Source organism: Octadecabacter ascidiaceicola, from assembly GCF_900185015.1.
Taxonomy (GTDB): domain Bacteria; phylum Pseudomonadota; class Alphaproteobacteria; order Rhodobacterales; family Rhodobacteraceae; genus Octadecabacter; species Octadecabacter ascidiaceicola.
Genome location: NZ_FXYD01000005.1, coordinates 20,557 through 42,141, shown reverse-complemented (window position 1 = coordinate 42,141; position 21,585 = coordinate 20,557). Strand labels below are relative to the sequence as shown.

At 54.1% G+C, this 21,585-nt stretch carries 24 protein-coding genes; 6 read left to right on the top strand and 18 right to left on the bottom strand.

Features of this window, described 5'->3' with window-relative positions; all coding sequences use genetic code 11:
• Nucleotides 1–93: 93 nt before the first annotated feature.
• Together OCA8868_RS14340 and OCA8868_RS14335 are read right to left on the bottom strand one after the other, a co-directional pair.
• Nucleotides 94–540: a YtoQ family protein gene (locus tag OCA8868_RS14340; protein WP_093997281.1), complete on the bottom strand. Its 447-nt coding sequence runs from the start codon at nt 538–540 to the stop codon at nt 94–96.
• 34 nt (nt 541–574) lie between these two features.
• Nucleotides 575–1,207 carry a class I SAM-dependent methyltransferase gene (locus OCA8868_RS14335; RefSeq protein WP_093997280.1) on the bottom strand — a complete coding sequence of 211 codons (633 nt, stop codon included), beginning with the start codon at nt 1,205–1,207 and terminating at the stop codon, nt 575–577.
• An 83-nt stretch (nt 1,208–1,290) separates the two neighbouring features.
• On the opposite strand from OCA8868_RS14335, the gene OCA8868_RS14330 reads away from it, so the two are divergent.
• Nucleotides 1,291–2,178, top strand: a complete 888-nt coding sequence (locus OCA8868_RS14330; RefSeq protein WP_245848288.1) for a LysR family transcriptional regulator — start codon at nt 1,291–1,293, stop codon at nt 2,176–2,178.
• On the opposite strand, the gene pheT is transcribed toward OCA8868_RS14330, so the two are convergent.
• The 4 genes from pheT to pheS form a co-directional block, all read right to left on the bottom strand.
• Nucleotides 2,175–4,574, bottom strand: coding sequence for a phenylalanine--tRNA ligase subunit beta (pheT, locus tag OCA8868_RS14325; protein ID WP_093997278.1), 2,400 nt, complete (start codon nt 4,572–4,574; stop codon nt 2,175–2,177). The genes OCA8868_RS14330 and pheT overlap by 4 nt on opposite strands.
• A gap of 69 nt (nt 4,575–4,643) precedes the next feature.
• The gene (locus OCA8868_RS14320; protein ID WP_093997277.1) at nt 4,644–5,081 is read right to left on the bottom strand and encodes an ASCH domain-containing protein; all 438 of its coding nucleotides are present in this window, start codon (nt 5,079–5,081) and stop codon (nt 4,644–4,646) included.
• Nucleotides 5,082–5,170: 89 nt separating this feature from the next.
• A complete protein-coding gene (locus OCA8868_RS14315; RefSeq protein ID WP_093997276.1) occupies nt 5,171–5,548 on the bottom strand; it encodes a hypothetical protein in 378 nt (125 codons plus the stop codon).
• A 6-nt stretch (nt 5,549–5,554) separates the two neighbouring features.
• A complete protein-coding gene (gene pheS / locus OCA8868_RS14310) occupies nt 5,555–6,616 on the bottom strand; it encodes a phenylalanine--tRNA ligase subunit alpha (protein WP_093997275.1) in 1,062 nt (353 codons plus the stop codon).
• A gap of 262 nt (nt 6,617–6,878) precedes the next feature.
• Here pheS and OCA8868_RS14305 point away from each other — a divergent pair, with 262 nt between their 5' ends.
• Entirely contained in the window at nt 6,879–7,457 is a 579-nt protein-coding gene (locus tag OCA8868_RS14305) for a YceI family protein (RefSeq protein ID WP_093997274.1), read from the top strand.
• A gap of 73 nt (nt 7,458–7,530) precedes the next feature.
• Here the strand turns inward: OCA8868_RS14305 and OCA8868_RS14300 are convergent, their stop codons facing one another.
• From OCA8868_RS14300 to pyk, 5 genes are all read right to left on the bottom strand, one after another.
• Nucleotides 7,531–8,715, bottom strand: a complete 1,185-nt coding sequence (locus tag OCA8868_RS14300; protein WP_093997273.1) for a cytochrome b/b6 domain-containing protein — start codon at nt 8,713–8,715, stop codon at nt 7,531–7,533.
• Nucleotides 8,716–8,907: 192 nt separating this feature from the next.
• On the bottom strand, nt 8,908–9,267 hold the full coding sequence (gene rplT, locus OCA8868_RS14295; protein WP_049835589.1) for a 50S ribosomal protein L20: 360 nt from the start codon (nt 9,265–9,267) through the stop codon (nt 8,908–8,910).
• 12 nt (nt 9,268–9,279) lie between these two features.
• On the bottom strand, nt 9,280–9,480 hold the full coding sequence (rpmI, locus tag OCA8868_RS14290) for a 50S ribosomal protein L35 (protein WP_093997420.1): 201 nt from the start codon (nt 9,478–9,480) through the stop codon (nt 9,280–9,282).
• 121 nt (nt 9,481–9,601) lie between these two features.
• Complete coding sequence (locus OCA8868_RS14285) at nt 9,602–9,826, bottom strand: hypothetical protein (RefSeq protein WP_093997272.1); 225 nt, start codon at nt 9,824–9,826, stop codon at nt 9,602–9,604.
• A 33-nt stretch (nt 9,827–9,859) separates the two neighbouring features.
• Nucleotides 9,860–11,311, bottom strand: coding sequence for a pyruvate kinase (pyk, locus tag OCA8868_RS14280; protein WP_093997271.1), 1,452 nt, complete (start codon nt 11,309–11,311; stop codon nt 9,860–9,862).
• A gap of 114 nt (nt 11,312–11,425) precedes the next feature.
• Between pyk and OCA8868_RS14275 the strand changes: the two genes are divergently transcribed.
• The 3 genes from OCA8868_RS14275 to OCA8868_RS14265 all read left to right on the top strand — a co-directional run bounded on the left by OCA8868_RS14275 (nt 11,426) and on the right by OCA8868_RS14265 (nt 12,927).
• Entirely contained in the window at nt 11,426–12,190 is a 765-nt protein-coding gene (locus tag OCA8868_RS14275) for an N-formylglutamate amidohydrolase (RefSeq protein ID WP_093997270.1), read from the top strand.
• A complete protein-coding gene (locus OCA8868_RS14270) occupies nt 12,186–12,503 on the top strand; it encodes a DUF1244 domain-containing protein (RefSeq protein ID WP_093997419.1) in 318 nt (105 codons plus the stop codon). Before OCA8868_RS14275 ends, OCA8868_RS14270 begins: the two co-directional genes overlap by 5 nt.
• A 139-nt stretch (nt 12,504–12,642) precedes the next feature.
• Nucleotides 12,643–12,927 carry a hypothetical protein gene (locus OCA8868_RS14265; protein ID WP_143849649.1) on the top strand — a complete coding sequence of 95 codons (285 nt, stop codon included), beginning with the start codon at nt 12,643–12,645 and terminating at the stop codon, nt 12,925–12,927.
• 10 nt (nt 12,928–12,937) lie between these two features.
• Here the strand turns inward: OCA8868_RS14265 and OCA8868_RS14260 are convergent, their stop codons facing one another.
• The 5 genes from OCA8868_RS14260 to dgcN form a co-directional block, all read right to left on the bottom strand.
• Complete coding sequence (locus OCA8868_RS14260; protein WP_093997268.1) at nt 12,938–13,486, bottom strand: helix-hairpin-helix domain-containing protein; 549 nt, start codon at nt 13,484–13,486, stop codon at nt 12,938–12,940.
• 22 nt (nt 13,487–13,508) lie between these two features.
• Nucleotides 13,509–15,668 carry an OmpA family protein gene (locus tag OCA8868_RS14255; RefSeq protein WP_093997267.1) on the bottom strand — a complete coding sequence of 720 codons (2,160 nt, stop codon included), beginning with the start codon at nt 15,666–15,668 and terminating at the stop codon, nt 13,509–13,511.
• 73 nt (nt 15,669–15,741) lie between these two features.
• Nucleotides 15,742–16,602, bottom strand: a complete 861-nt coding sequence (locus OCA8868_RS14250) for a D-amino-acid transaminase (protein WP_093997266.1) — start codon at nt 16,600–16,602, stop codon at nt 15,742–15,744.
• A 4-nt stretch (nt 16,603–16,606) separates the two neighbouring features.
• Nucleotides 16,607–17,572, bottom strand: a complete 966-nt coding sequence (dgcA, locus tag OCA8868_RS14245; RefSeq protein ID WP_093997265.1) for an N-acetyl-D-Glu racemase DgcA — start codon at nt 17,570–17,572, stop codon at nt 16,607–16,609.
• A gap of 60 nt (nt 17,573–17,632) precedes the next feature.
• Nucleotides 17,633–18,634, bottom strand: a complete 1,002-nt coding sequence (dgcN, locus tag OCA8868_RS14240) for an N-acetyltransferase DgcN (RefSeq protein ID WP_093997264.1) — start codon at nt 18,632–18,634, stop codon at nt 17,633–17,635.
• A 231-nt stretch (nt 18,635–18,865) separates the two neighbouring features.
• On the opposite strand from dgcN, the gene OCA8868_RS14235 reads away from it, so the two are divergent.
• Nucleotides 18,866–19,825, top strand: coding sequence for an L-malyl-CoA/beta-methylmalyl-CoA lyase (locus OCA8868_RS14235; protein WP_093997263.1), 960 nt, complete (start codon nt 18,866–18,868; stop codon nt 19,823–19,825).
• Between the two features lie 417 nt (nt 19,826–20,242).
• Here the strand turns inward: OCA8868_RS14235 and OCA8868_RS14225 are convergent, their stop codons facing one another.
• Together OCA8868_RS14225 and OCA8868_RS14220 are read right to left on the bottom strand one after the other, a co-directional pair.
• Nucleotides 20,243–20,758 (bottom strand): fasciclin domain-containing protein, encoded by a 516-nt coding sequence (locus tag OCA8868_RS14225; protein WP_093997261.1) that lies wholly within the window; start codon nt 20,756–20,758, stop codon nt 20,243–20,245.
• 190 nt (nt 20,759–20,948) lie between these two features.
• Nucleotides 20,949–21,584: a ChrR family anti-sigma-E factor gene (locus OCA8868_RS14220; RefSeq protein ID WP_093997260.1), complete on the bottom strand. Its 636-nt coding sequence runs from the start codon at nt 21,582–21,584 to the stop codon at nt 20,949–20,951.
• Between the last annotated feature and the right edge of the window lies 1 nt (nt 21,585).

Here is a 21,585-nt window from a genome sequence, read left to right as displayed (position 1 = left end):
GCTCACAGTGCAATAGTTAACCTAATTCGACTTTTTTCCAAAGGGGCAAGTTCGCCACAACTTCCCCCCAAAAGCTCAGAACAGCTCATCGATTCAAGCAGGCAATTCTCCGGTAAGGACATAACGCAAAATCTCAACCACTTCGCTGGGCTCACGCGCAACAGCCAACGCAGCGGCATCCACTTCTTTTAGTGCATGATCATGGTCAGGTTGTTGCAATACAATCAAAGACTTACCCATCGCTGTGGCAAAACCTGCATCGAACGCGGCATTCCATTGACGGTACTTTTCCCCGAACCGCACAACAACTACATCCGCATCCTCAATACCTTTACGGGTCCGGATCGCGTTGATCATCGCGCCTTTGTGGTCGTGCCAATACTTGTTAGGCTCGGCACCAAGAATATTCACGCCGCAGTCGTCTGAGGCTTCGTGATTGGTGACAGGGCTGTTGAAAGAAACATCGAGACCCTTCGCCCCGTCAATAATCTGTTCGCGCCAGTCCGTGTGGATTTCACCTGAAAGATAAACGTTAAGCATCTTGGCCTCCTAATGTTGCGGCCAGTTTATCCGCTCAGGTTTTACGTGCCACAACATAGCGCGAAATGGCCGGGAAATTTCCCGTTTCCACGATATCAAAACCTGCGAACCGCAATGCGTCTTCATATTCCCTATGTGTAAAGAAGCGAACATATGGGGCTTTTCCAAACCATTGCATTGGTGGGATCATCGCCTTGAACAAAAAACGTTTCAGGCCAATCGATTTGTCGCCCAAGCACGGCGTCTTAGAAATGAAGTATCCACCTTTAGGGAGCGATCTGTAGACTTCTGCAAAAACGTCTTCGGCACCGTTTACGAGGTGAAACAGATTGAAACCTAGTACCGCATCAAAGGCTTCAGGCGCGCTAGTCGCGCCTCGCGCTGTCGATACTTGAAACTTAGCGTTCTTGATCCCTTCCGCATTTGCCTTGGTTGTCGCGATTTCAATCATCGCAGGGGATACATCCGTGCCAACGATTTCGCGGACATGCGGCGCGATCAAGAGTGCGGTTGAACCGGTACCGCACCCCATCTCAAGCACCCTGTCGTCGGCACCAAGGTAGGACTTGGTTCGCTCTAACGTGTATTCATAGGCGGCCATGTCTTTGATTGGATCTTGGGCGTATTTAGGGGCGACTTTGTCCCAGAATGTTGCTGCGTCTTTCATAGTATTCTCCTTTGAACCCACCCTACATTCGTATGGATCAAGGCGGAATTGACGAAAATCGCAAGATATCTATACAGATATGCATGGATATCGACCCTGATAGATTAGACTGGGCACATTTACGCAGCTTTCTCGCGACCGCTGAAACCGCGTCATTGTCTGGCGCAGCCCGTAAACTTGGCCTTACGCAACCCACGCTAAGCCGCCAAATCGCAGCGTTAGAGCAGAACCTATCTGTCCTGCTGTTTGAGCGGGTCGGACGCGGGCTGGAGTTAACGGATGCAGGGCGTGAATTGTTGGCCCACGTACGTGAAATGGGCAATGCCGCGCAAAAGGTTGCTTTAACCGCTGCGGCGCAACGATCTGATATCAGTGGTGAAGTTCGCATCACTGCCAGCGATATTTATGCGTCACATTTCCTTCCCAAGATTGTTTCAGAGGTCCGCAATCGTGCGCCGGGGCTCAGCATCGAAATCGTCGCAACCAACGACATATCTGACTTGATGCGCCGGGAAGCAGACATCGCGATCCGCAATGTCCGCCCTGAACAGCCGGATCTGGTTGCACGGCTAGTGAGGCATGGACGCGGCCGTTTTTACGCAGCGACGAACTATTTGAACAAACGAGGACGCCCTAAGTCCCTTACCGATCTTGCACAGCATGACTGGGTCGCCTTTGGGGACCCAGACAGGAACGTCGAATATATGAACGGCCTAGGTATTCCGCTTACCCGTGAAGCTTACAAAACAAGGTCGGAAAGCGGGATCGTTGCATGGGAGATGGCACGCACCGGGCTTGGTGTTTGCGCCATGGATGAAATAATCGGCGATCAAACCGATGGGATGGAACGGGTTCTGGAAGACCTAAAAATCGACTTTCCGATTTGGCTTGTGACCCATCGCGAAGTCCACACCAGCCCGCGGATCAGGCTGGTGTTTGATATTCTGGCAGAGGCAATAGCTGCGAATTAGCCGCGCAACGTGCCGCCAGTCGCCTTTGTTACCTTCTCGATGATCTTCGCACTCACGGCTTCAATTTCTGCCTCTTTGAGGGTCACATTGCTTGGTTGTAGACGCACGGTCATCGCGAGGGATTTCTTACCTTCCCCCAAGTTTCCGCCAATGAACTCGTCAAAAATGCGTACATTCTCAATGAGCGCTTTGTCCGCTCCTGCCGCTGCATTCTTTGCGGTCAACGCATCCACAGAGGCGTCCATCACGAACGCAAAATCACGTTCGACTGCCTGCAAGTCCGGTACAGATACTGCGCCGCGGTTTACTGTCGCATTCTTCGGCATTGGGATTTGCTCTGGGAACAAAACGAAACCAACAACAGGGCCTTTAACATCAAGCGCTGTTAGGATCTTCGGGTGAATTTCACCAAAAATACCGAGCACCTTTTTCGGACCAAGGCAGATCATGCCATGGCGACCAGGGTGCCACACATCGCCCGCACCGCGCAGGATTTGAACTTTGCTCGGCGCGCCCATCGCAGACAGGATCGCTTCCGCGTCAGCTTTCGCGTCAAAGATATCGACATCACGCGATGCACCATGCACATCCTTTGGGCCAGTTTTCCCAACAAGAATACCGGTCACAAGGCTATGTTGCTCGGTTGGCTCTCCGCCATGGAACGCATCACCTGCTTCAAACAGCGCGAGGTTACTCTGACCGCGCGCTTGATTGCGAGATGCAGCCTGCAACAAACCCGGCAGTAGCGCGGGACGCATATGCGACATTTCGCTAGAAATCGGGTTGGCCAACATCGTCACGTCCGTGCCACCACCAAACAACGTCGCGGAGGCTTGATCGATGAAGGAATAAGTCACGCACTCGTTGTAGCCCAGCGCCGCAGTTGTGCGCCGCGCCAATTGCAAACGTTTTTGCATCGGTGTCAAAACCGGAGCCGGAACACCAGCACGCACACGTGGCATCGGAACAGGTTTGAGGTTGGACAAAGACGCAATCCGCGCCACTTCCTCAACAAGGTCCGCTTCGCCCTGCACATCAGGGCGCCAGCTAGGAACCCTGGCCATATCGCCGTCCATTACGAAGCCCAGCGCCGTAAGCGTTTCGCGCTGCGTGTCAGCCGGAATGTCCATCCCAACAAGGGACGAGCAACGATCTGTGTCGAGCTTATAAGAACGCGACGTATCAGGAATTGCGCCGGATTGAACGACTTCGGACGCCTCACCACCTGCAATATCTACGATCATCCGAACCGCATGTTCCAGACCCTCAGGGGTGAAGGCCGGATCAATGCCACGCTCGAACCGGTAACGTGCATCGGAATTCAGCTTTAAGGCGCGGCCCGTATAGGCCGTGCGGATCGGATCAAAATAGGCGGCCTCAACAAACACATTCACAGTGTCTTCTGTGCAGCCGGTCCGCAGACCACCCATAACGCCACCGATGCTTTCCGGCCCTTCAGCGTCGGAAAGCACAATCGCGCCCTCAGGGAATGTGTATTCTTTTTCGTCCAAACCAACGAGGGTTTCACCGCCCTTCGCACGGTGCAGGCGCAGTGCGTTTCCACTGATCTTATCCGCATCAAACACGTGCAGCGGGCGGTTCAGATCGTAGGTAAACCAGTTCGTCACATCGACGAGGAAGGAAATCGGGCGCAAGCCGATCGCACGCAATTGTTGCTGAAGCCAGTCAGGGGATGGGCCATTTTTGACGCCCTTGATCAAGCGACCAAAGAACACCGGCACATCAGATTTCGCGTCTTCTTCTATGGTAACGGATACCGAGCTTGCGAAACTCGCAGGAACAACATCAACGTCGCGCGGCTTCATCACGCCAATGCCACGTGCCGCCAGATCACGCGCCACACCACGTACGCCCAGCGCATCAGGGCGGTTCGGCGTGATCGCGATCTCAATCACAGGATCAACCTTGGATGGGTCATGTTCCGCCAGATAGTCGGCAAAGCTCTGGCCGATTTCACCCGCTGGCAATTCAATAATACCGTTGTGTTCGTCCGACAGCTCAAGCTCCTTTTCGGACGCCATCATGCCGAAGGACTCGATCCCACGGATTTTGCCCACGGAAATCGTGATGTCCAAACCAGGGATGTACGTACCCGGTTTCGCAACAACCACGGTTATCCCTTCACGCGCATTCGGCGCGCCACAGATGATCTGCGTCGGACCTTCGCCCGCATCAACGGTGCAAACACGCAGCTTGTCGGCATCGGGATGCTTTTCCGCAGCCGTCACTTTACCGATCACAAAATCAGACAGCTTCGCGGCGGGGTTTTCAACACCCTCCACTTCCAAACCAAGGTCGGTAAGCGTGTCGCAAATTTCGTCAACGGAAGCATCCGTGTCGAGGTGGGATTTTAGCCAAGAGAGCGTGAATTTCATGGTCGTCGTTCCTGCGAAAAAGGTGTTGCAGGCGGTGTAACCTATGGGCGCGGCAGGGGCTAGGGGCCTTTAGGAACGCGGTTCAATTTGCCGCCCGTCGAGGTCTTCGATCAACTGAAAGAATTCAAACACCAGCAGCATTTCAGGATCGAACTTATGGTCCAGTTTAATCGCCGCCTTGGTCGCCTTGCGCCACGCGGTGAATTCATCGCGCCCCAAATCGGACGCCGCCATATTGGTGTTCACGTCGCAATAGCGGACTTCCTGCACCTTCACGGTTTTCACGATCAGCGCGGGGGTGTTGTTCCAATGGGCAACGATATCGGTGCGACCAACAACGGGCATAGCCTCAGGCGCGCCCTCAAAATCCGCCAAGGCCGCACAAATCGCGCGTTTGGTGCCGCGCCGCACAAGGTTGATCTGCGCCGTGCAGCTTTCGGCGTCATGGCCAAACTTAAACGTCCCCGCACCGGGGTAGGTCTCTTGCAGGTCTTCGTATTCAGGCATGATGGGCCCTTTCGATTAATGTGGCGCTCGAACCGAGGGATGGGCGAATGCGCTTCCAGGTATTCACGAGCCAAACATCGCAAGTTAACTCACTGCTTGCAGGCAAAGAGTGCATACGGATTGACCGCTCCTTGCAGCAATCGGTTTGTTGTGACTATCGCCACAGCATTATTGTTTATAATTAGAAGCGGTGGCTCACTAGCATGATCGTAAAAAGCTGACAAAGTTGAATAAGCTGACCCATAAGGAGAATACTTATTGAGAATGCTGGTCAATGAGTATTCAGATCCGTAATTACCATACTGATTGAATATTGAGTCCAAGTTATACTGTGAGGTGATGTAGCCCAAGAATTCACCATCCTGTGCAACCAAAGCGCCACCCCAAATCTGCTGGCAAAATTGTTGCGCCGCCACGGCTGCAGGCTGCATACATAGCACTACCATCAAACCGAAAACGCGGAACATTAATACTTACCCCCCATGCACCGTCGGCACCTGCAACGCGCTAAACCCGTAATGCCGCAGCCAACGCAGGTCGCTCTCGAAGAACGCGCGTAGGTCGGGGATGCCGTATTTCAGCATGGCGATCCGATCAATGCCCATACCAAAGGCGAAGCCTTGGTATTCATTCGGGTCAATCCCGCCAGCCTGCAAAACCTTAGGATGAACCATGCCAGACCCGAGGACCTCGAGCCAATCGTCGCCTTCTCCCACTTTCACAGTCCCACCAGAGAACGAACACTGGATATCAACCTCGGCGCTTGGTTCCGTGAACGGGAAGTGGGACGCGCGGAAACGCGTTTTGACGGTGGTGCCGAAGTAGGCGGTGAAGAATTCCTCAAGCACCCATTTCAGGTTCGCCATGGACAGGTTCTTATCAATCGCCAAACCTTCGACCTGATGGAACATCGGTGTGTGCGTCTGGTCATAGTCCGCGCGATACACGCGACCCGGACAGATAATGCGGATCGGCGCGCCTTGCGCTTCCATAGACCGGATTTGCACAGGGGACGTGTGCGTGCGCAACACGTGCGGCGGGCGATCGTCGCCTTCTTCGCGGTGCATATAGAACGTATCCATCTCGGCGCGGGCCGGATGGTGACCGGGGATGTTTAGGGCGTCGAAGTTATACCAATCTGTATCAATCTGCGGGCCTTCAGCCGTTGCAAAACCCATATCGGCGAAGATGGCGGTGCATTCTTCCCAAACCTGTGACACAGGGTGGATAGAACCAACACGACGATCCCGCGCAGGCAATGTCACGTCCAGCCATTCGGCCTTAAGACGTTCATCCAAGGTCGCATCGCCCAGCGCCATTTTCTTGGCCGCCAGTGCTGCGTTAATCTCGTCCTTCAAGGCATTCAACGCAGGCCCCGCCACTTGGCGTTCTTCCGGCGTCATCTTCCCAAGCGAGCGCATCTGCAGGCTGATCTCACCCTTCTTGCCAACAGCTTGAACCCGCAGGTCCTCAAGCGTGGCTTCATCGGCAGCATTGCCAATCAGGTCGAGGTATTTTGATTTGAGATCGTCCATGCGCTGTCCAGTCTTTGGCCGAATAAATGTGTTGGCTTGCAGGTATCGAAAGGGCGCGTTGGGTGCAAGGTTTGCACGCGATTTGAGAACATCCCAGTGTTTCAAGTTCGCCCCGTTAAGGCGGTGGCTTTGGTTCGACAACTGCTCTCTATGTGCATCCTTGCACAGGTGTTATCACGAGAACGCGAATTGCATAAATCGTAGAATGGGACCAAACTTTCAGCCTGTTTGAACGTAACCCTCACAATGAAGCGAGTTCCTTATGAAAAATTTCCTCCTTACGACTGCGCTGGGCGTCACTGTCGCTGCCGCAGCCACTGCAGAACCCGTCACCTACTTACTCGACGCTTCGCACAGCCAAATTGTGTTCAGCTATGACCACCTTGGCTATTCGCGCACCACTGGCATGTTTTCCGGATTTGAAGGCACAATTGAGCTGGACGCCGAAGCGCCCGCTGCATCGAGTGTGTCTGTTTCCTTCCCCGCCGAAAGCCTGATGACAGGCTGGCCCGAGCGCGAAGGCCACTTCATGAGCGACGATTTCTTTGGTGCCGCAACCAACCCGACAGTAACCTTTGCTTCGACATCTATCGAGGTAACAGGTGACAACACAGGCATGATTACGGGCGACCTGACCATGAACGGCATCACCAAGCCTGTCGTTCTGGATGCTACGCTGAACCAGATGGCCGAGCACCCGATGGCTAAGCAGCCTTGGGCGGGTTTTGACGCCACGGCCACGCTTCTGCGGTCCGATTTTGACATGGGCCAGTTCGCACCCTTCGTCAGCGACGAGATCGACATCTACATCTCGATCGAAGCGATGGTCCCTGCCGAATAAGCGCGACCAACCTCGCACACAGGAAAGGCCGCTGGAACGCTCCAGCGGCCTTTTTCGTGACTGCAACACTGGTTTACTCTGGAGCGGTGGCAGTTAGCGCGATGCTAACATCTACGCCAAACCCGACCGAACTTTCGTCAGAATAGGCGGCACCCATTCCGAAATCCCGCCGATCTAGCGTTGTCGCGCCCGACATCACGGCGACGCCGTCTGTCACCCCTAGGTCGAAATCAAACGACACAGGCACTGTTTGTCCAACGAGAGTGAGTGCACCAACTGCATTGTGCCGTACTCCGTCAATCCGCGCGATTTCACCTTGATAGGTGGCTTGGCTAAAGGTTTCGACGTCAAAAAACTCAGGGCCTTTGGCCTGATCTGTCACCGATCCAAGCGCCAACGAAGTGGTTTCAATCACCGCAGTGACCTGCCCCGCGCCACTTTCTGGATCATATTCGATTGCAGCTTGCCAATTGGCGAAAACGCCATCTACCGGCGCACCGATTTGCACAACTGTAATCGAAACGCTTCCGTCTTGTACAATCCATCCTTCGGATTGAACTACCTCTGGCTGAGCGCCCGTTTCCTCAGTGTGTGCTGGTGCAAAGACCACAACCGCTCCGCCGATAGATACAGCCCAAATCACGAGCGCTGCAAACGCTGCGACACCGTGCGCGAGACCTCCTTTCGCGGGCGTTCCGGCTGCCGTGCCACGTACCATCCGCGCAAGTGTCTCATCGCGATCAATAATCGCATGCTTAAGGGCGCCGCCAATATGTGCTGCAACGGTCGCGACCAGCACAATACCCGCGATCCAGTGAACAGTCGCCGCAGTTTCGGCGACCCCTTCGGATTTAGGCACGAACGGAAGGTTCTGTCCGAAAGGCCACCAGATTGGCGCAAACCCAACCTCGGCCGAATGCATGACCCACCCCGAAAGCGGCATGACAAAGATTGCCGCATACAACATCCAGTGAGCGGTTTCTGCCGCGAACGTCTCAACGCGGCGTTCTGGATGTAAGGGAACCGGTCGCGGTTGCGAGATCGCCCAAAGCACCCGCAGCACCGCCAGTCCAAGGACCAAAACACCTATCGTTTTATGCGTAGAATATAACAATTGCAGAAAATCAGCGGTTTCACCTGTCCTCGGCGTAAATTTTCCAACAAGGCCCAAAACAATATCGACAAACACCAATAGTGCGATCGACCAATGAAAAAGGCGGGCAACGGCCCCGTATCGGGTGGATGAATTGACGAGCATCTGTCTCTCACTGTTATTGCCTATGTCACACGCGATATAGCAACCGCATGGCACGGTACATTCCGCTATAACACACATCAGATGTGCAAATTGTAAGAGCTAGCCGTTTCGCCCTTGCCAGCGGGACCCGCAACAACGCAAAAGGCCGCCCCATTATAGGGCGGCCTTTCTAATTTCTAGCGTTGTTTGGCCTTAGGCCATTGCAGCTTGTGCTTTTTTAACAATCGCACCGAATGCATCAGGCTCGTTGACGGCAAGATCGGCGAGAACCTTACGGTCCACTTCGATGCCAGCCAAGTTGAGGCCGTTGATGAAACGGGAATATGTCAGTGTTTCGTCGATTCCGCGAACAGCAGCGTTGATACGCTGGATCCACAAAGCGCGGAAGTTGCGCTTACGGTTGTGACGGTCGCGTGTTGCGTATTGGTTCGCCTTGTCGACGGCCTGACGCGCAACTTTGAAGGTCGTGGAACGACGGCCATAGTAGCCTTTTGCCTGATCCGTTACCTTCTTGTGACGACGATGAGTGACTGTACCACCTTTAACTCGCATATCAGATCCTCCTTAGCGCGCGTATGGCATCATGCCCTTGATGATCTTCGCATCAGGGGCTGAAAGTGTTGTTGTGCCGCGTGCGTTACGCAGGAACTTGTTAGAGCGTTTGATCATACCGTGCTGTTTACCAGCTTGGGCAGATTTGACTTTGCCGGAGGCAGTCATCTTGAACCGCTTTTTGCAGCTCGATTTGGTCTTCATCTTGGGCATTTCCATCTCCTCTTAGGGTAGGTGCGAAAACGCGACTCGGCATGCCACTTAAGCCGGACGCGCGGTTAGAAATCGGTGATTAGCCGAGGTGGATATCTATGGCAAGTAGATTCGCAGCAAATTAGTTGATGTAGCGACCAACAACGCTGACGAAGACATCTGGAATATCGTTGATCGCGTATCCGCTTGGCTTTTCATTCACTGCAAGCGCAACAAGCCCCCCCGCGACCATAATCGCAATTGCAGCAGCACGGGGCACACGCCCGTCTGCCAAAGCACCCATAATAGACGGAATAGAAAAACCGCCCACTACAAGCCCGGTCACTAACATTAGATCCGGATCCATACGTTCACCCCAACTCCAAAAGCTAAGGAAACACTACTCCGAAGTCGCAGCCAAAATCAAATTTTCGTCGCAGGGCGCAACGCGCAGAATGTTTGTACTGCCCGGTGTGTTGAATGGAACGCCCGCTGTAACAACAACCAAGTCGCTCTTTTCGGCAACGCCTGTGGACAATGCGGAACGCACTGCTTCAAGCACGGCTATCTTAAAGCGATTGACTACTTTGTCAGTCATTACGCAGTTTGTCCCCCAGCTAAGCGCTAGGCGGCGGACCGTTTTGATGTCGCTAGACATAACGATGATCGGCACGCGAGGTCGTTCACGCACCGTCAGCAGCGCGGTTGTGCCGGATTGGGAGAAACAACAAATCGCTTTGATGTCCGCAGTTTCCGCAATCTCACGTGCGGCGGCGACAATACCATCCGCGACCGAGCGACCAGATGTTCTTCGGCTGGCTTCAATAATTTGGGTGTAGGTCGGGTCTGCTTCGACTTCGACGGCGACATTGTTCATCGTCGTCACCGCTTCGATCGGAAAATCACCTGCCGCGGATTCTGCGGACAACATGATAGCATCGGCCCCCTCGTAGATCGCCGTCGCTACATCCGAAACCTCGGCACGTGTTGGCATCGGGGATTCAATCATAGACTCAAGCATTTGAGTCGCAACGATCACTGGTTTAGCAGCGGCGCGGCTTTTACGGATCAGCTGTTTCTGAATTGGCGGCACGTTTTGAACTGGCAGTTCAACACCCAAGTCACCACGGGCAACCATAATGCCGTCAGACACGGCAAGGATATCGTCGAACGCCGCGACGGCAGACGGCTTTTCAATTTTGGACAGGATCGCAGCGCGGCCTTTTGCCAATGTACGGGCCTGCTCGACATCGGCAGGACGCTGAACAAATGACAATGCCAACCAATCCACACCTAGCTCGCACACAAATTCCAGATCTTTCAGGTCTTTTTCAGACAGCGCGGCAAGCGGCAGCACAACATCAGGAACATTCACGCCCTTACGATTTGAAATCGTTCCCGCGACTAGAACTTCGCAATCCGCGAAGTCACGCCCGCAGTCTTTCACCCGCAACTTGATCTTGCCGTCATTCACCAACAGGTGCGCACCAGGCTCAAGTGCGTCGAAAATCTCTTTGTGCGGCAGTTGAACACGCTCAGACGTTCCTGGCGTGTCATCCAAATCAAGACGGAACGCCTGACCAACGGCCAGTTCTTCGCCATCGTCATTCGCAAAAACTCCAACTCGCAACTTCGGCCCCTGAAGGTCAGCCAAAATGGAAATTGTGCTGTTGAGGTCTTTCTCAACCTTACGAATGATCTCGTGGCGGACTTTGATTTCTGCATGGTCGCCATGGCTCATGTTCAATCGAAAAACGTCAGCGCCAGCTTCATGCAATGCACGGATCATTTTGTAGTCGTCGGACGCAGGGCCTAATGTGGCGACAATCTTAACATTGCGATCACGTTTCATGGTGGTATTCCTCAGTTTCGGCGGCAAAGTGCAACATACGTTACCGCTAACGGTTCGCGGCCTTATATCGCATTTCTCTGCGTCTACAACTGCCCACAAACGGATAACAGAACAATGACAACGGACACATTCGAACCATTTAGCGTCCATGGCGCCGACCGGCAGTCAAGATGGTTGATCACTTGTGATCATGCCTCCAATGCCGTTCCGCCGTGTATTGGAGGTGGTTCTTTGGGTTTGCCGGACGCTGACATGCAACGTCACATCGCCTACGATGTTGGCGCGGCCGGTGTTACGCGTGCTTTGGCTGACGCACTGGATGCCCCAGCAGTTCTGTCGAATTTCTCACGTATGGTGATTGACCCGAACCGAGGACTGGATGATCCGACGCTATTGATGAAGCTTTACGATGGGTCCGTCATTCCAGCAAACCGCGATGCGGATCTGGTTGAAAAAGCACGACGCGTGGATGCGTTCCACGCGCCCTACCACAACGCCTACGCTGATCTAGCCGCGCGCCAAGACGATACCGTGATTGTTGCAATGCACAGCTTTACGCCGCAATTGAATGGCCGTCCGCCGCGGCCGTGGCATATCGGTATTTTGCATGCACACGATGACCGTCTATCGAATGCATTACTCGACCTACTGCACACTGAAGATGACCTTTGTGTAGGTAAGAACGAACCCTACATAGGCCATCTTCCTGGTGATGCAATTGATCGTCATGCATTGCAAACGGGCCGCGCCAATACATTGATAGAATTGCGCAACGACCTTATCGAAACAGAGGACCAACAAGTCGCGTGGGCCGAACGACTGGCCCCTATCTTGACCAACGCCCTAATCCAGATGGAGGCAAAAAATGCCAATAATTGATGCTCAAACTCAAATCGAACTCGAAGCGGCCGCGTTTCGTCGGTTGCAGAAACACCTGATGGACGACCGCACGGATGTACAAAACATCGACATGATGAACCTCGCTGGGTTTTGCCGAAATTGCCTAAGCCGCTGGTACCAAGAGGCCGCGGGCGAACGTGGCATCGAGATGTCAAAGGACGAGGGCCGCGAAGCATTCTACGGAATGACCATGGCGCAGTGGAAATCTGAGTATCAAACTGATTCGACACTAGAAAAAGACGCCGCGTTTCGCGTGGCCTTTGATGAAAACGTGACGAAAAAGAACGGCTAAACCCCGACAATTCATCCTAAACTGTACCGATTGTTCACCGAACAAAAACCATTGCGGCAAAAGTTTGACACCTCGAACCTGTTCCTGTTTGAAGGTCGCAAGGATGCGCGGGGTTATCCGCGTGGAGAAGGTTAGTTTTATGTTACCATTTGATTTGGATGTGATTACCGCGCCAGTGTCTGTCGGCCCGGTTACGTTGACAGCACCTGTTTTGGCACCTGTCGTTAAGGACTTCGACCCGCGCGTTGAAAAGCTCTCCTTCAAACTGCCTGCCAAAGACGCTGACGCGGAAATGTTTTTACATGACTTGCTAGATGGCAATGGCGTGCAGGTTGAAATCGACGGGCGTACGGTTGTGACGTTGTTAGGTTGCACCGCAAATGACATCCCCGAAGGATGCCTAACGTTCGAATTCGAGGACTAATTCAGGCGGTCTACTTCCCTGACAAAGCTTTCGCTTGTTCAACCCAATTATCTCGGGTCACGCGGCCTTTGAAGCCTTCAAGGTTGTCATCAACCCACGCAACTTCGTCTGCACTCCACGCCGCAATCTGATCGAAATGCCAAAACCCCAGACGGTTGCATAATTTTTCCATCTTCGGACCGATCCCTTTGATCGTCGTTAGATCATCGGGCAACCCGTCGCGCGCCGCGTCCAAGCCTGCCGGTTTTGCACCAACCAAAGCACTGGGCGCCGCAACGGGTTCGGTTTTCACAGGCTCGGCCACGGGTTTCGAAACTGGGCGAGAATACACAGTGTCAGGCATCGACGGCACGTCATCGTCCAATTCAAAGGACGTTGCACGGTTGTTCCTAGCGTTCGCACGGTCCAGTTCAGCCTGAAGGCGTCGAACTTCATCAGCGTCAGAACCCGTGTCAGAACGCCCACCCCAAAAGAACCATCCGGCAATCAGGCCGATCAATGCGGCGAGCGCCAGAAGCACCCAAATCTCAGCAAGCAAGAAACCCCATTCCTTGAACATCGCTATACTCCTTTGACCTGCATCATTGGTTACCCACAGCACCCGCTGTGAACCATTTAATATCTGTTCGACGATTGGCTGCACGGCCCTCGGCGGTTTCATTGTCCGCGATTGGTTCAGATTGACCGTATCCCACCGCGGTGATGTTCTCAGCTGGCACCCCTCGTTCGATCAAGGCGGTTCGCACTGAATTGGCGCGGTTCGCACTCAGCACTTCATTGGCAAGAACGGAACCCGTTGCATCTGTATGCCCGCCCACTTCCAACGTCAGTCCCGCATCAACACAGGCGAGTGCAACAGCTGCAAGCGCGTTTACGGTGCTGGTAGACGTCGCATCAAAACGCGCTGAAGAAGACAAAAACCCTATTTGACCACGCTCAAACACGTTCAATGTATGTGCATCACATTCAGTCGTTCCTGCGACAGGACCAATGGACGGAAGCCAATAGCCGTTCGTATACACTTCATCTACGCCGCTCAGCGCGTTTGTTCGTTTAGTGCCATCCTCAGGAGGTGGGTCCATAACGCTTAGTGAGAACGACACATCTTGGGGTAAGTTTTCTGCCAATTCTGCCGCGATCAGGTCAACATTCCCACCAGAGCTTACAACAAGATCTAGCGCGCTTCCCGTGCTATCTATTGAGTATGAAAGCTGCTCAATCTCTCGAATGTAACCTGACAAGATTTCAAAGCTTTCCAGACTGGTACCTATATCATCATCCTCAAGTGCGGTCCCTGGCGTCCCTGTTAGTTGAGTGACGCCGAGCGCTTCACCTATCGTCTCCGTATCCAGCCCGCTTGGAAGACGCCCTTCAATACGCGCACCACTTTCCACATCATAGTTGAGTGACCACGCAGCCGGTGAACCATCGTCCAAGAACGTCACAGCGCGCGAGACTTCGGTCCCATCCGCTGCACCAACCAATGCTTCATCTAGTGCTGCGGAAATTCGTGGCGACGCGGCTTCTCCGGTCAGAACGATCGACGTTTGCGTCGCGCTCAACGTGCCACTATCCAACAGCGCCAAGGCCTCAACTCCGGCGTTTGCGTTAGCTGTAAAATCACCGATGTCATCAGGCAGGAACAACACACGGCCTGTGTCGGTCACGGTTGCACCCTCTGGGCTTCGAGGTGTGAAATCCAATGGATAAGTCCCCTCGGCAACCGCGCTATTGCCGTCCCAGGACATATCAAGGCGAAGCTCAAAATCAGCGCCCCATACACCAAGTTCCGTGGTAACAGAGTATGAATCGGGCAAGCCACCCAACAACGACTGCGCCTTTGCAATCCCATCAGGGCTTCCAACGCCGGTTATCGTCAATGCCCCTTCTTCAACGACCAAATCAGCTTCGATCAAACCGGCAAGCGCCTCCATCCCCGCGCGTGCAGCGTTAAGCCAATCAGGATCAGCCGCGGTTAAAACAGATTGCTCAATCTCGAACTGGTCGCGTATATCGAACCGCTCAGAGACCTCTTCCGGCTGCATGTCAGCAGGGAATTTACCAGTGGCATCAACCGCACCATCCAGCAACGTCATAGACAAGCGCAGTGGCTCACCATCGTCAAGAACGGTAACTTGGTTCTCAAACGTATAACCCTCAGGGAGGGTCTCGATCGCCAAGAGCATCTTTTCGTAATCGGCGGGAACACGTGTCGCACCCTCAAGGGTTAAGTTTCGGTTCGCAAGGGTCATTTGCCCTTCATTCAGTTGACTAAGGGCCGTCAGCCCCCCTTGCAACGCATCGGCCCAATCGGCGTCTGGCATACCCGAAGCCAAAGGCACATCATCAAAAGCAGCATCATTCAAAGCAATGCGCACTGCGTCCGACGGAAGGACCCCTTCAGCCGAAAACGATCCGTCAGCAATGCGGCTGACCTCGATCTGAAACGGGTCCGCAATTGGCAGGGTTTCGACATTTTTGATATCAAGGCTGCGTAAACCGTCGATACCCTCGAACGCGGCCTGAAGCACCGCGAGGTCCGTCGCATCCGTGACCATTCCAGTCACAACCAGATCACGGCCCGAAACTGCTGTTTGAATACCCAATGGCGCGGCCGTAGCAATTGCACGGGCATCATCGCCAATCGCTGTCTGAATCCGCGCTGCGTGCTGGGTCGTACCTACATAACCTAAGGTGCCCACTCCGGCCACCAACACAATCGTTCCGATCAGCTTTCGCACCTACGCCTCCGCTTCTTTTCGCCAGTATGGTCGCGCTTTGACCATTCTGGCAAGAGATGGGGTGCGTTGCCGTCTAGATGGCGGCTTTACGGGACTCTTCAAGGTAGATTTCACGCAATCGCGCTGCCACCGTGCCGGGTTTACCCGTACCAATGGCCTTACCGTCAAGCTCAACGACAGGCATCACAAAGGTCGATGCAGATGTGATATACGCTTCGTCCGCATCTTGCGCCTCATCAATCGTGAAACTGCGCTCCTCGACTTTCATCTGCGCCTCGCGGGCGAACCGCAACACAGCCGCCCGCGTGATCCCGTGGAGGATATCATTGCTAAGCTGGCGCGTAATGATCGTGTCGCCCTTGACGATATAGGCGTTGTTGGATGTGCCTTCGGTGACAAACCCGTCCTCAACCAACCATGCGTCATCACACCCAGCGGCCTTCGCCATCATCTTCCCCATAGACGGGTACAACAGTTGAACGGTTTTGATATCGCGACGGCCCCAACGGGCGTCCTCGATAGAGATGACTTTCATGCCGGTCTTAGCCATCGGGCTATCCGCCATGCCAGGTTTGCTTTGTGTGAACAGCACCAACGTTGGCTTTACGCTCGCGTCTGGATAGGCAAAATCGCGATCCCCAGCAGAACCGCGCGACACCTGCAAATAGATCATGCCATCGACGATGTCGTTGGCGCGCACAAGTTCGCGGTGGATTTCGAGCAGGTCGTCAAATGCTTCAGGCTTTTGCATCTCAAGCTCATTCAGGGAACGCTCAAGACGCTTTGCGTGGCCGTCAAAATCAATGAGCTTGCCGCCCAAGACAGACGTGACTTCATAAACGCCATCCGCCATCAAGAATGAACGGTCAAAGATCGAAATTTTTGCGTCTTCTTCGGGAAGGTAGTCCCCATTCACGTAAACTGTGCGGCTCATGTCGTTATCCCCAGAGTGCTGCGACGGGTGGATGCACGCCGTCTTCGTCAAATTGCAATGCGTCGTCGCGGTCTTCGGCCAATAGCAACGGCCCGTCAAGGTCTACGACTTCCGCACCTTGCGCGACAATCGTTGCTGGGGCCATCGCAAGGGACGAACCAACCATACATCCAACCATCACTTTGTAGCCCTCCGCGCGCGCGGCCGTGTTCAATGCAAGCGCTTCCGTGAGGCCGCCCGTTTTATCAAGCTTGATGTTCACCATATCGTACTTGCCCTTAAGGTCCGGCAACGACGCACGGTCATGGCAGCTTTCGTCAGCACATACCGGCAGCGGGCGTTCAATTTCTGCAAGCATTCCATCTTGTCCTGCGGGCATTGGCTGCTCAACCATGCTCACGCCAAGGCGGATCAAATGCGGCGCAAGGTCGGAATAAACCTCGGCAGACCACCCTTCATTCGCATCTACGATGATTGTGCTTTTCGGTGCCCCTGCCCGCACAGCTTCCAGCCGCGCCATATCATCTGGTGTGCCCAATTTGATCTTGAGCAACGGACGGTGCGCATGCTTCGCCGCAGACGCTTTCATGTTTTCCGGCGTATCAAGCGAAAGAGTAAACGCAGTTACGCAGGGCATTGGCGCGGCAACGCCCGCCAGCTCCCAAACACGCTTGCCCGCGGTCTTTGCTTCCAGATCCCACAGCGCACAATCAACCGCATTGCGGGCCGCACCTGCTTCAAGCAAATCATAAAGATCAGCGCGGCTCACATCCTCCGACAATCCCGCAATCTGCGCGCTCACGCTGTCCAACGTTTCACCATACCGCGCATAAGGCACGCATTCGCCCCAACCAGTCACGCCGTCGCGCGTAACCTTCACCGTCAAAACTTTGGCTTCGGTGCGCGACCCACGAGAGATCGTGAACACCTCCGCCAGTTTAAAAACGTCCTGCGTGACGGTAATGCTCATGCGCTACTCTTTCGCTGCTTTGGCTCAAAATACTCAATCAGACGATCGATCTTGATCAGACTAAAGCGCTTGAAGCGCGTCCACCAGACGTCCCGCGCCGTGGCGGAACGGATCGACTGCAGGAAGGCCCATACGGGTCTCGATTTCCGCCAAGCATTCGTTTGCTTCTGCTTCAGTCAGGTGCTGTGTGTTCACGGAAATCCCGACAACTTCACAGTCGGGGTTAACCACACGTGCAAACATCAGCGCCGCATCACGCAATGCTTCAAGGGACGGCAGATTGTAGTCCGGTAAACCACGCATATGAGTGCGTGTTGGTTCATGGGACAACACTAAGGCATCCGGCTGGCCACCATGAACCAGCGCCATCGTTACACCTGAATAGGACGCGTGAAACAAGCTGCCCTGCCCCTCAATGTGGTCCCAGTGGTCCGCGTCGTTGTCCGGCGTCAGGTACTCAACAGCGCCCGCCATGAAGTCCGCAACAACCGCATCCAAAGGAACGCCACCGCCGGTAATCAAAATCCCTGTCTGCCCGGTCGGACGGAACGTGGACTTCATGCCGCGCTTGCGCATCTCTGCATCCATCGCGAGGCCTGTGTACATCTTGCCAACAGAACAATCCGTACCAACAGCCAAACACCGCTTACCCGTCCGCTTCACACCAGAAGCAATCGGATAAGCCACCGACGGAATACGAACATCGTGCAAAGTGCGCCCAGCAACATGTGCGGCGGCAACCAAATCATTTTCGTCCCGTAACAGGTTGTGCAAACCGGAAGCCAAATCGAACCCCATCTCAAGCGCTTCGATCAACACATCTTTCCAAGCCTGCGAAATCACACCACCACGGTTGGCAACACCAATAACCACCGTCCGCGCACCTGCGTCCCATGCTTCTTGTAACGTCAAATCATCGATCCCAACGCTGGCCCCACAGCCCGGCAAACGGAACTGACCGACTGCGTTCTCAGGGCGCCAATCTTTGATGCCTTGGGCAACTTTCGCGGCGAGTTGATCCGGCGCATCGCCGAGGAACAAAAGATAAGGTGTGGGAATCATGGCAGTCTCCTAGAATTTCGCTGTGTATGAAGCGAGATTGGCGGGAAAAACTTCCTAATCAGAAGTAGAGATTAAGAAATGAGGTGAAATATTGCATATTTAAGTTAGTTTTCGCAAAAATTTCCCATCATGGGTATTTCTGCAGTCGCGAATTCGCACTTGCAGCATCTTGCGCAATAATCTACCTCTCAAGCCAGCCAACACGTAATTTCATTACCTCAAGGATTCCCAATGTCTTTTCGCTTGCAGCCCACGCCAGTCGCCCGCCCGAACCGTTGTCAGTTGTTTGGGCCGGGATCAAACACCAAACTGCACCCTAAAATGGCGGCAAGCACGGCGGATGTGATCAACCTCGACCTCGAAGACTCAGTAAGCCCGTCCGACAAAGACACTGCACGGGCGAACGTGATTGAAGCGATCAACACAATTGATTGGGGCACCAAAACCTTGTCCGTACGCATCAACGGCTTGGATACACCTTACTGGTATCGCGACGTTGTGGACGTGATGGAACAGGCCGGTGACCGCCTTGACCAGATCATGATCCCGAAAGTCGGTTGCGCGGCAGATATCTATGCCGTGGATGCATTAGTAACAGCCATTGAAGCCGCCAAGGGCCGCACCAAGCCCGTTACGTTTGAAGTAATCATCGAAAGCGCTGCTGGCATTGCCCATGTTGAAGAAATCGCCGCAGCAAGCCCGCGCATGGCCGCGATGAGCCTCGGTGCCGCCGACTTTGCCGCATCCATGGGCATGCAAACGACAGGCATCGGCGGAACGCAAGAAAACTACTACATGCTGGACGGCGAAAACCGTCACTATTCAGACCCGTGGCACTGGGCGCAAACCGCGATTGTAGCCGCGTGCCGTACGCACGGCGTTCTTCCCGTGGACGGCCCGTTCGGTGATTTCAGCGATGACGAAGGCTACCGCGCGCAGGCAAGACGTAGCGCGACGCTCGGCATGGTCGGCAAATGGGCGATCCACCCCAAGCAAATCGCGCTCGCGAACGAAGTGTTCACTCCGTCCGAAGAAGCGGTTGCAGAAGCACGCGAAATCCTTGCTGCTATGGCAGACGCAACGGCACGCGGTGAAGGCGCGACAGTATACAAAGGCCGCCTTGTCGACATCGCCAGCATCAAACAAGCCGAAGTGATTGTTAAGCAATCCGAGATGATTGCAGGAAACTAAACGCCCGCCTCAGCGTTAATACGTGCTAGGTTTTCGTGCGCATCAGCGATTCCACGCCACACCCCAATTGTATGGAGTGGGTATAGATTCTGAATAGCCGCGGGCATTGCGTTTGAGCCAGCCCAAGAGGGTGACAACTGTTTTGCCAGGTATTCCTGAGAGTTCACTGAAATGCTGGGTATGCGGTAACGAAGCCGCCCGCAATTACCCCCGTCTCATGTATTTCGAGCGGTACGTAATAGGACGTAACGTCTTGGGCGAAATTCTCGCCGGTAGGATCTGCGAGGTGATAGTGATATCCGATTTATTTTTGGTCATTCACGAGGATTTCGGTGGCATCCTTCAAAGGGTAGCTTCGCACTTTCAGGCGTGTATATGTGTTGGTGCCCCACCTTTGAAGCGGGGCACCAACTTTCACTAGTGGCAGGCTGGGCGTGTACCAGGCAACAGGACTTTGTCGATGACGTGAATAACGCCGTTGTCGGCTACAATGTCAGCGATCACGACAGTCGCCATTTCGCCTGTTCCGTCAGCAATTGTAACACCGCCACTTCCAGCGGTGATGCACAGGCGCTCACTGTTTAGGATTGGACGGAAATAGTTCGAGCCCGCGGGGATCATGCTGGCGGACAAATTCCGGTCATCAACATGATAAAGCAGAACATTGGTAAGCTGGTCTTTATTTTCGGGCAGCAGCAGAGTCTCAACAGTGCCTTCAGGAAGCGCGGCAAACGCATCATTCACCGGAGCGAATACCGTGAATGGCCCCGGGCCCGAGAGCGTGTCAGCGAGGCCAGCGGCAGTGACTGCGGCCACAAGGGTTGAAAAGCGTTCATCGCCAGCAGCGATTTCAACGATGTTTTCTGCGCTCGCTGCGGCGGCAGATAGGCTAAGTGCGAGGGCTGTGGCGGTGACTTTGAGGTTCATTTCCATCTTGGTTCTCCGAGTTGCTGGACGATGATGTCCGTTCTGTTTTGTGTTTCGTGCTAAGGTTACGGAGGGGAAAGAAGCATGGTTCACAAGTTCACAGAAACGTGAAAAGCTCACTTAACTATTTGAATAAAAACAAAAATACACCGGAAATCCGGTGACCTTATGGCGGAAGAGCATCATAAAGTTAGCACTAAATCCGAAACAGAGGTTGCAGCAAACGCGGGACAAACGAATTGAAGCGCAAAGGCGCGTCCGTGGCTGCCAAACAAATGCATGGCGCACCTTCATCTGCAATTGGCGTGTGCTCTAGACTCTGATCCGCGACCTCAATATCGCCAACCCCGAACCGTCCGGTTTCATCACTGAAACTGCCCTGCAAAACCAACGTCAATTCCAGACCGTTATGGCTGTGATCCGGCACCGCCCGACCAGATGGAATATAGAGAAGACGCACAGATCCTTCGCGCCCGTCCGACAAAATGCTCTGACGCACGCCCATCCCGAGGGATTTCCAGCGCGGCGGCTTCCCTTTCAAGGCTTCCATCACCGGACCCGGATAGATACCTGACCGCTGGTAAACCTTTTTTTCGACAACCTGGGCATCCAACAGATCAAGCACGTTGGATTTCAATCCCTCCGACACGGCTTCAACTTTGCTCGCCTCCAAGACTGCGCCGCCAGATACCAAGTGGGCTTCATGAGCTGCACGGCAGTCCAGACACAATGAGATATGAGCAGCCACCGCCAACGCGAAGGGCTGCGGCAGGTTGCCCGCGGCATAGGCTGCCAGCAATGCGTCGGGAGTGTGATGGGTAATGGCAGTCATC

Excerpts from the sequence above, each read along its gene's own strand:
- OCA8868_RS14225 (WP_093997261.1), bottom strand. The coding sequence starts at position 20,758 with ATGGAAATGAACCTCAAAGTCACCGCCACAGCCCTCGCACTTAGCCTA.
- rpmI (WP_093997420.1), bottom strand. The coding sequence starts at position 9,480 with ATGCCCAAGATGAAGACCAAATCGAGCTGCAAAAAGCGGTTCAAGATG.
- OCA8868_RS14330 (WP_245848288.1), top strand. The coding sequence starts at position 1,291 with ATGGATATCGACCCTGATAGATTAGACTGGGCACATTTACGCAGCTTT.
- OCA8868_RS14285 (WP_093997272.1), bottom strand. The coding sequence starts at position 9,826 with ATGGATCCGGATCTAATGTTAGTGACCGGGCTTGTAGTGGGCGGTTTT.
- OCA8868_RS14340 (WP_093997281.1), bottom strand. The coding sequence starts at position 540 with ATGCTTAACGTTTATCTTTCAGGTGAAATCCACACGGACTGGCGCGAA.
- OCA8868_RS14220 (WP_093997260.1), bottom strand. The coding sequence starts at position 21,584 with ATGACTGCCATTACCCATCACACTCCCGACGCATTGCTGGCAGCCTAT.
- dgcN (WP_093997264.1), bottom strand. The coding sequence starts at position 18,634 with ATGATTCCCACACCTTATCTTTTGTTCCTCGGCGATGCGCCGGATCAA.
- OCA8868_RS14300 (WP_093997273.1), bottom strand. The coding sequence starts at position 8,715 with ATGCTCGTCAATTCATCCACCCGATACGGGGCCGTTGCCCGCCTTTTT.
- OCA8868_RS14260 (WP_093997268.1), bottom strand. The coding sequence starts at position 13,486 with ATGTTCAAGGAATGGGGTTTCTTGCTTGCTGAGATTTGGGTGCTTCTG.
- OCA8868_RS14250 (WP_093997266.1), bottom strand. The coding sequence starts at position 16,602 with ATGAGCCGCACAGTTTACGTGAATGGGGACTACCTTCCCGAAGAAGAC.
- OCA8868_RS14305 (WP_093997274.1), top strand. The coding sequence starts at position 6,879 with ATGAAAAATTTCCTCCTTACGACTGCGCTGGGCGTCACTGTCGCTGCC.
- pyk (WP_093997271.1), bottom strand. The coding sequence starts at position 11,311 with ATGAAACGTGATCGCAATGTTAAGATTGTCGCCACATTAGGCCCTGCG.
- OCA8868_RS14335 (WP_093997280.1), bottom strand. The coding sequence starts at position 1,207 with ATGAAAGACGCAGCAACATTCTGGGACAAAGTCGCCCCTAAATACGCC.
- dgcA (WP_093997265.1), bottom strand. The coding sequence starts at position 17,572 with ATGAGCATTACCGTCACGCAGGACGTTTTTAAACTGGCGGAGGTGTTC.
- OCA8868_RS14315 (WP_093997276.1), bottom strand. The coding sequence starts at position 5,548 with ATGTTCCGCGTTTTCGGTTTGATGGTAGTGCTATGTATGCAGCCTGCA.
- OCA8868_RS14320 (WP_093997277.1), bottom strand. The coding sequence starts at position 5,081 with ATGCCTGAATACGAAGACCTGCAAGAGACCTACCCCGGTGCGGGGACG.
- OCA8868_RS14265 (WP_143849649.1), top strand. The coding sequence starts at position 12,643 with ATGTTACCATTTGATTTGGATGTGATTACCGCGCCAGTGTCTGTCGGC.
- rplT (WP_049835589.1), bottom strand. The coding sequence starts at position 9,267 with ATGCGAGTTAAAGGTGGTACAGTCACTCATCGTCGTCACAAGAAGGTA.
- OCA8868_RS14235 (WP_093997263.1), top strand. The coding sequence starts at position 18,866 with ATGTCTTTTCGCTTGCAGCCCACGCCAGTCGCCCGCCCGAACCGTTGT.
- pheT (WP_093997278.1), bottom strand. The coding sequence starts at position 4,574 with ATGAAATTCACGCTCTCTTGGCTAAAATCCCACCTCGACACGGATGCT.
- OCA8868_RS14275 (WP_093997270.1), top strand. The coding sequence starts at position 11,426 with ATGACAACGGACACATTCGAACCATTTAGCGTCCATGGCGCCGACCGG.
- pheS (WP_093997275.1), bottom strand. The coding sequence starts at position 6,616 with ATGGACGATCTCAAATCAAAATACCTCGACCTGATTGGCAATGCTGCC.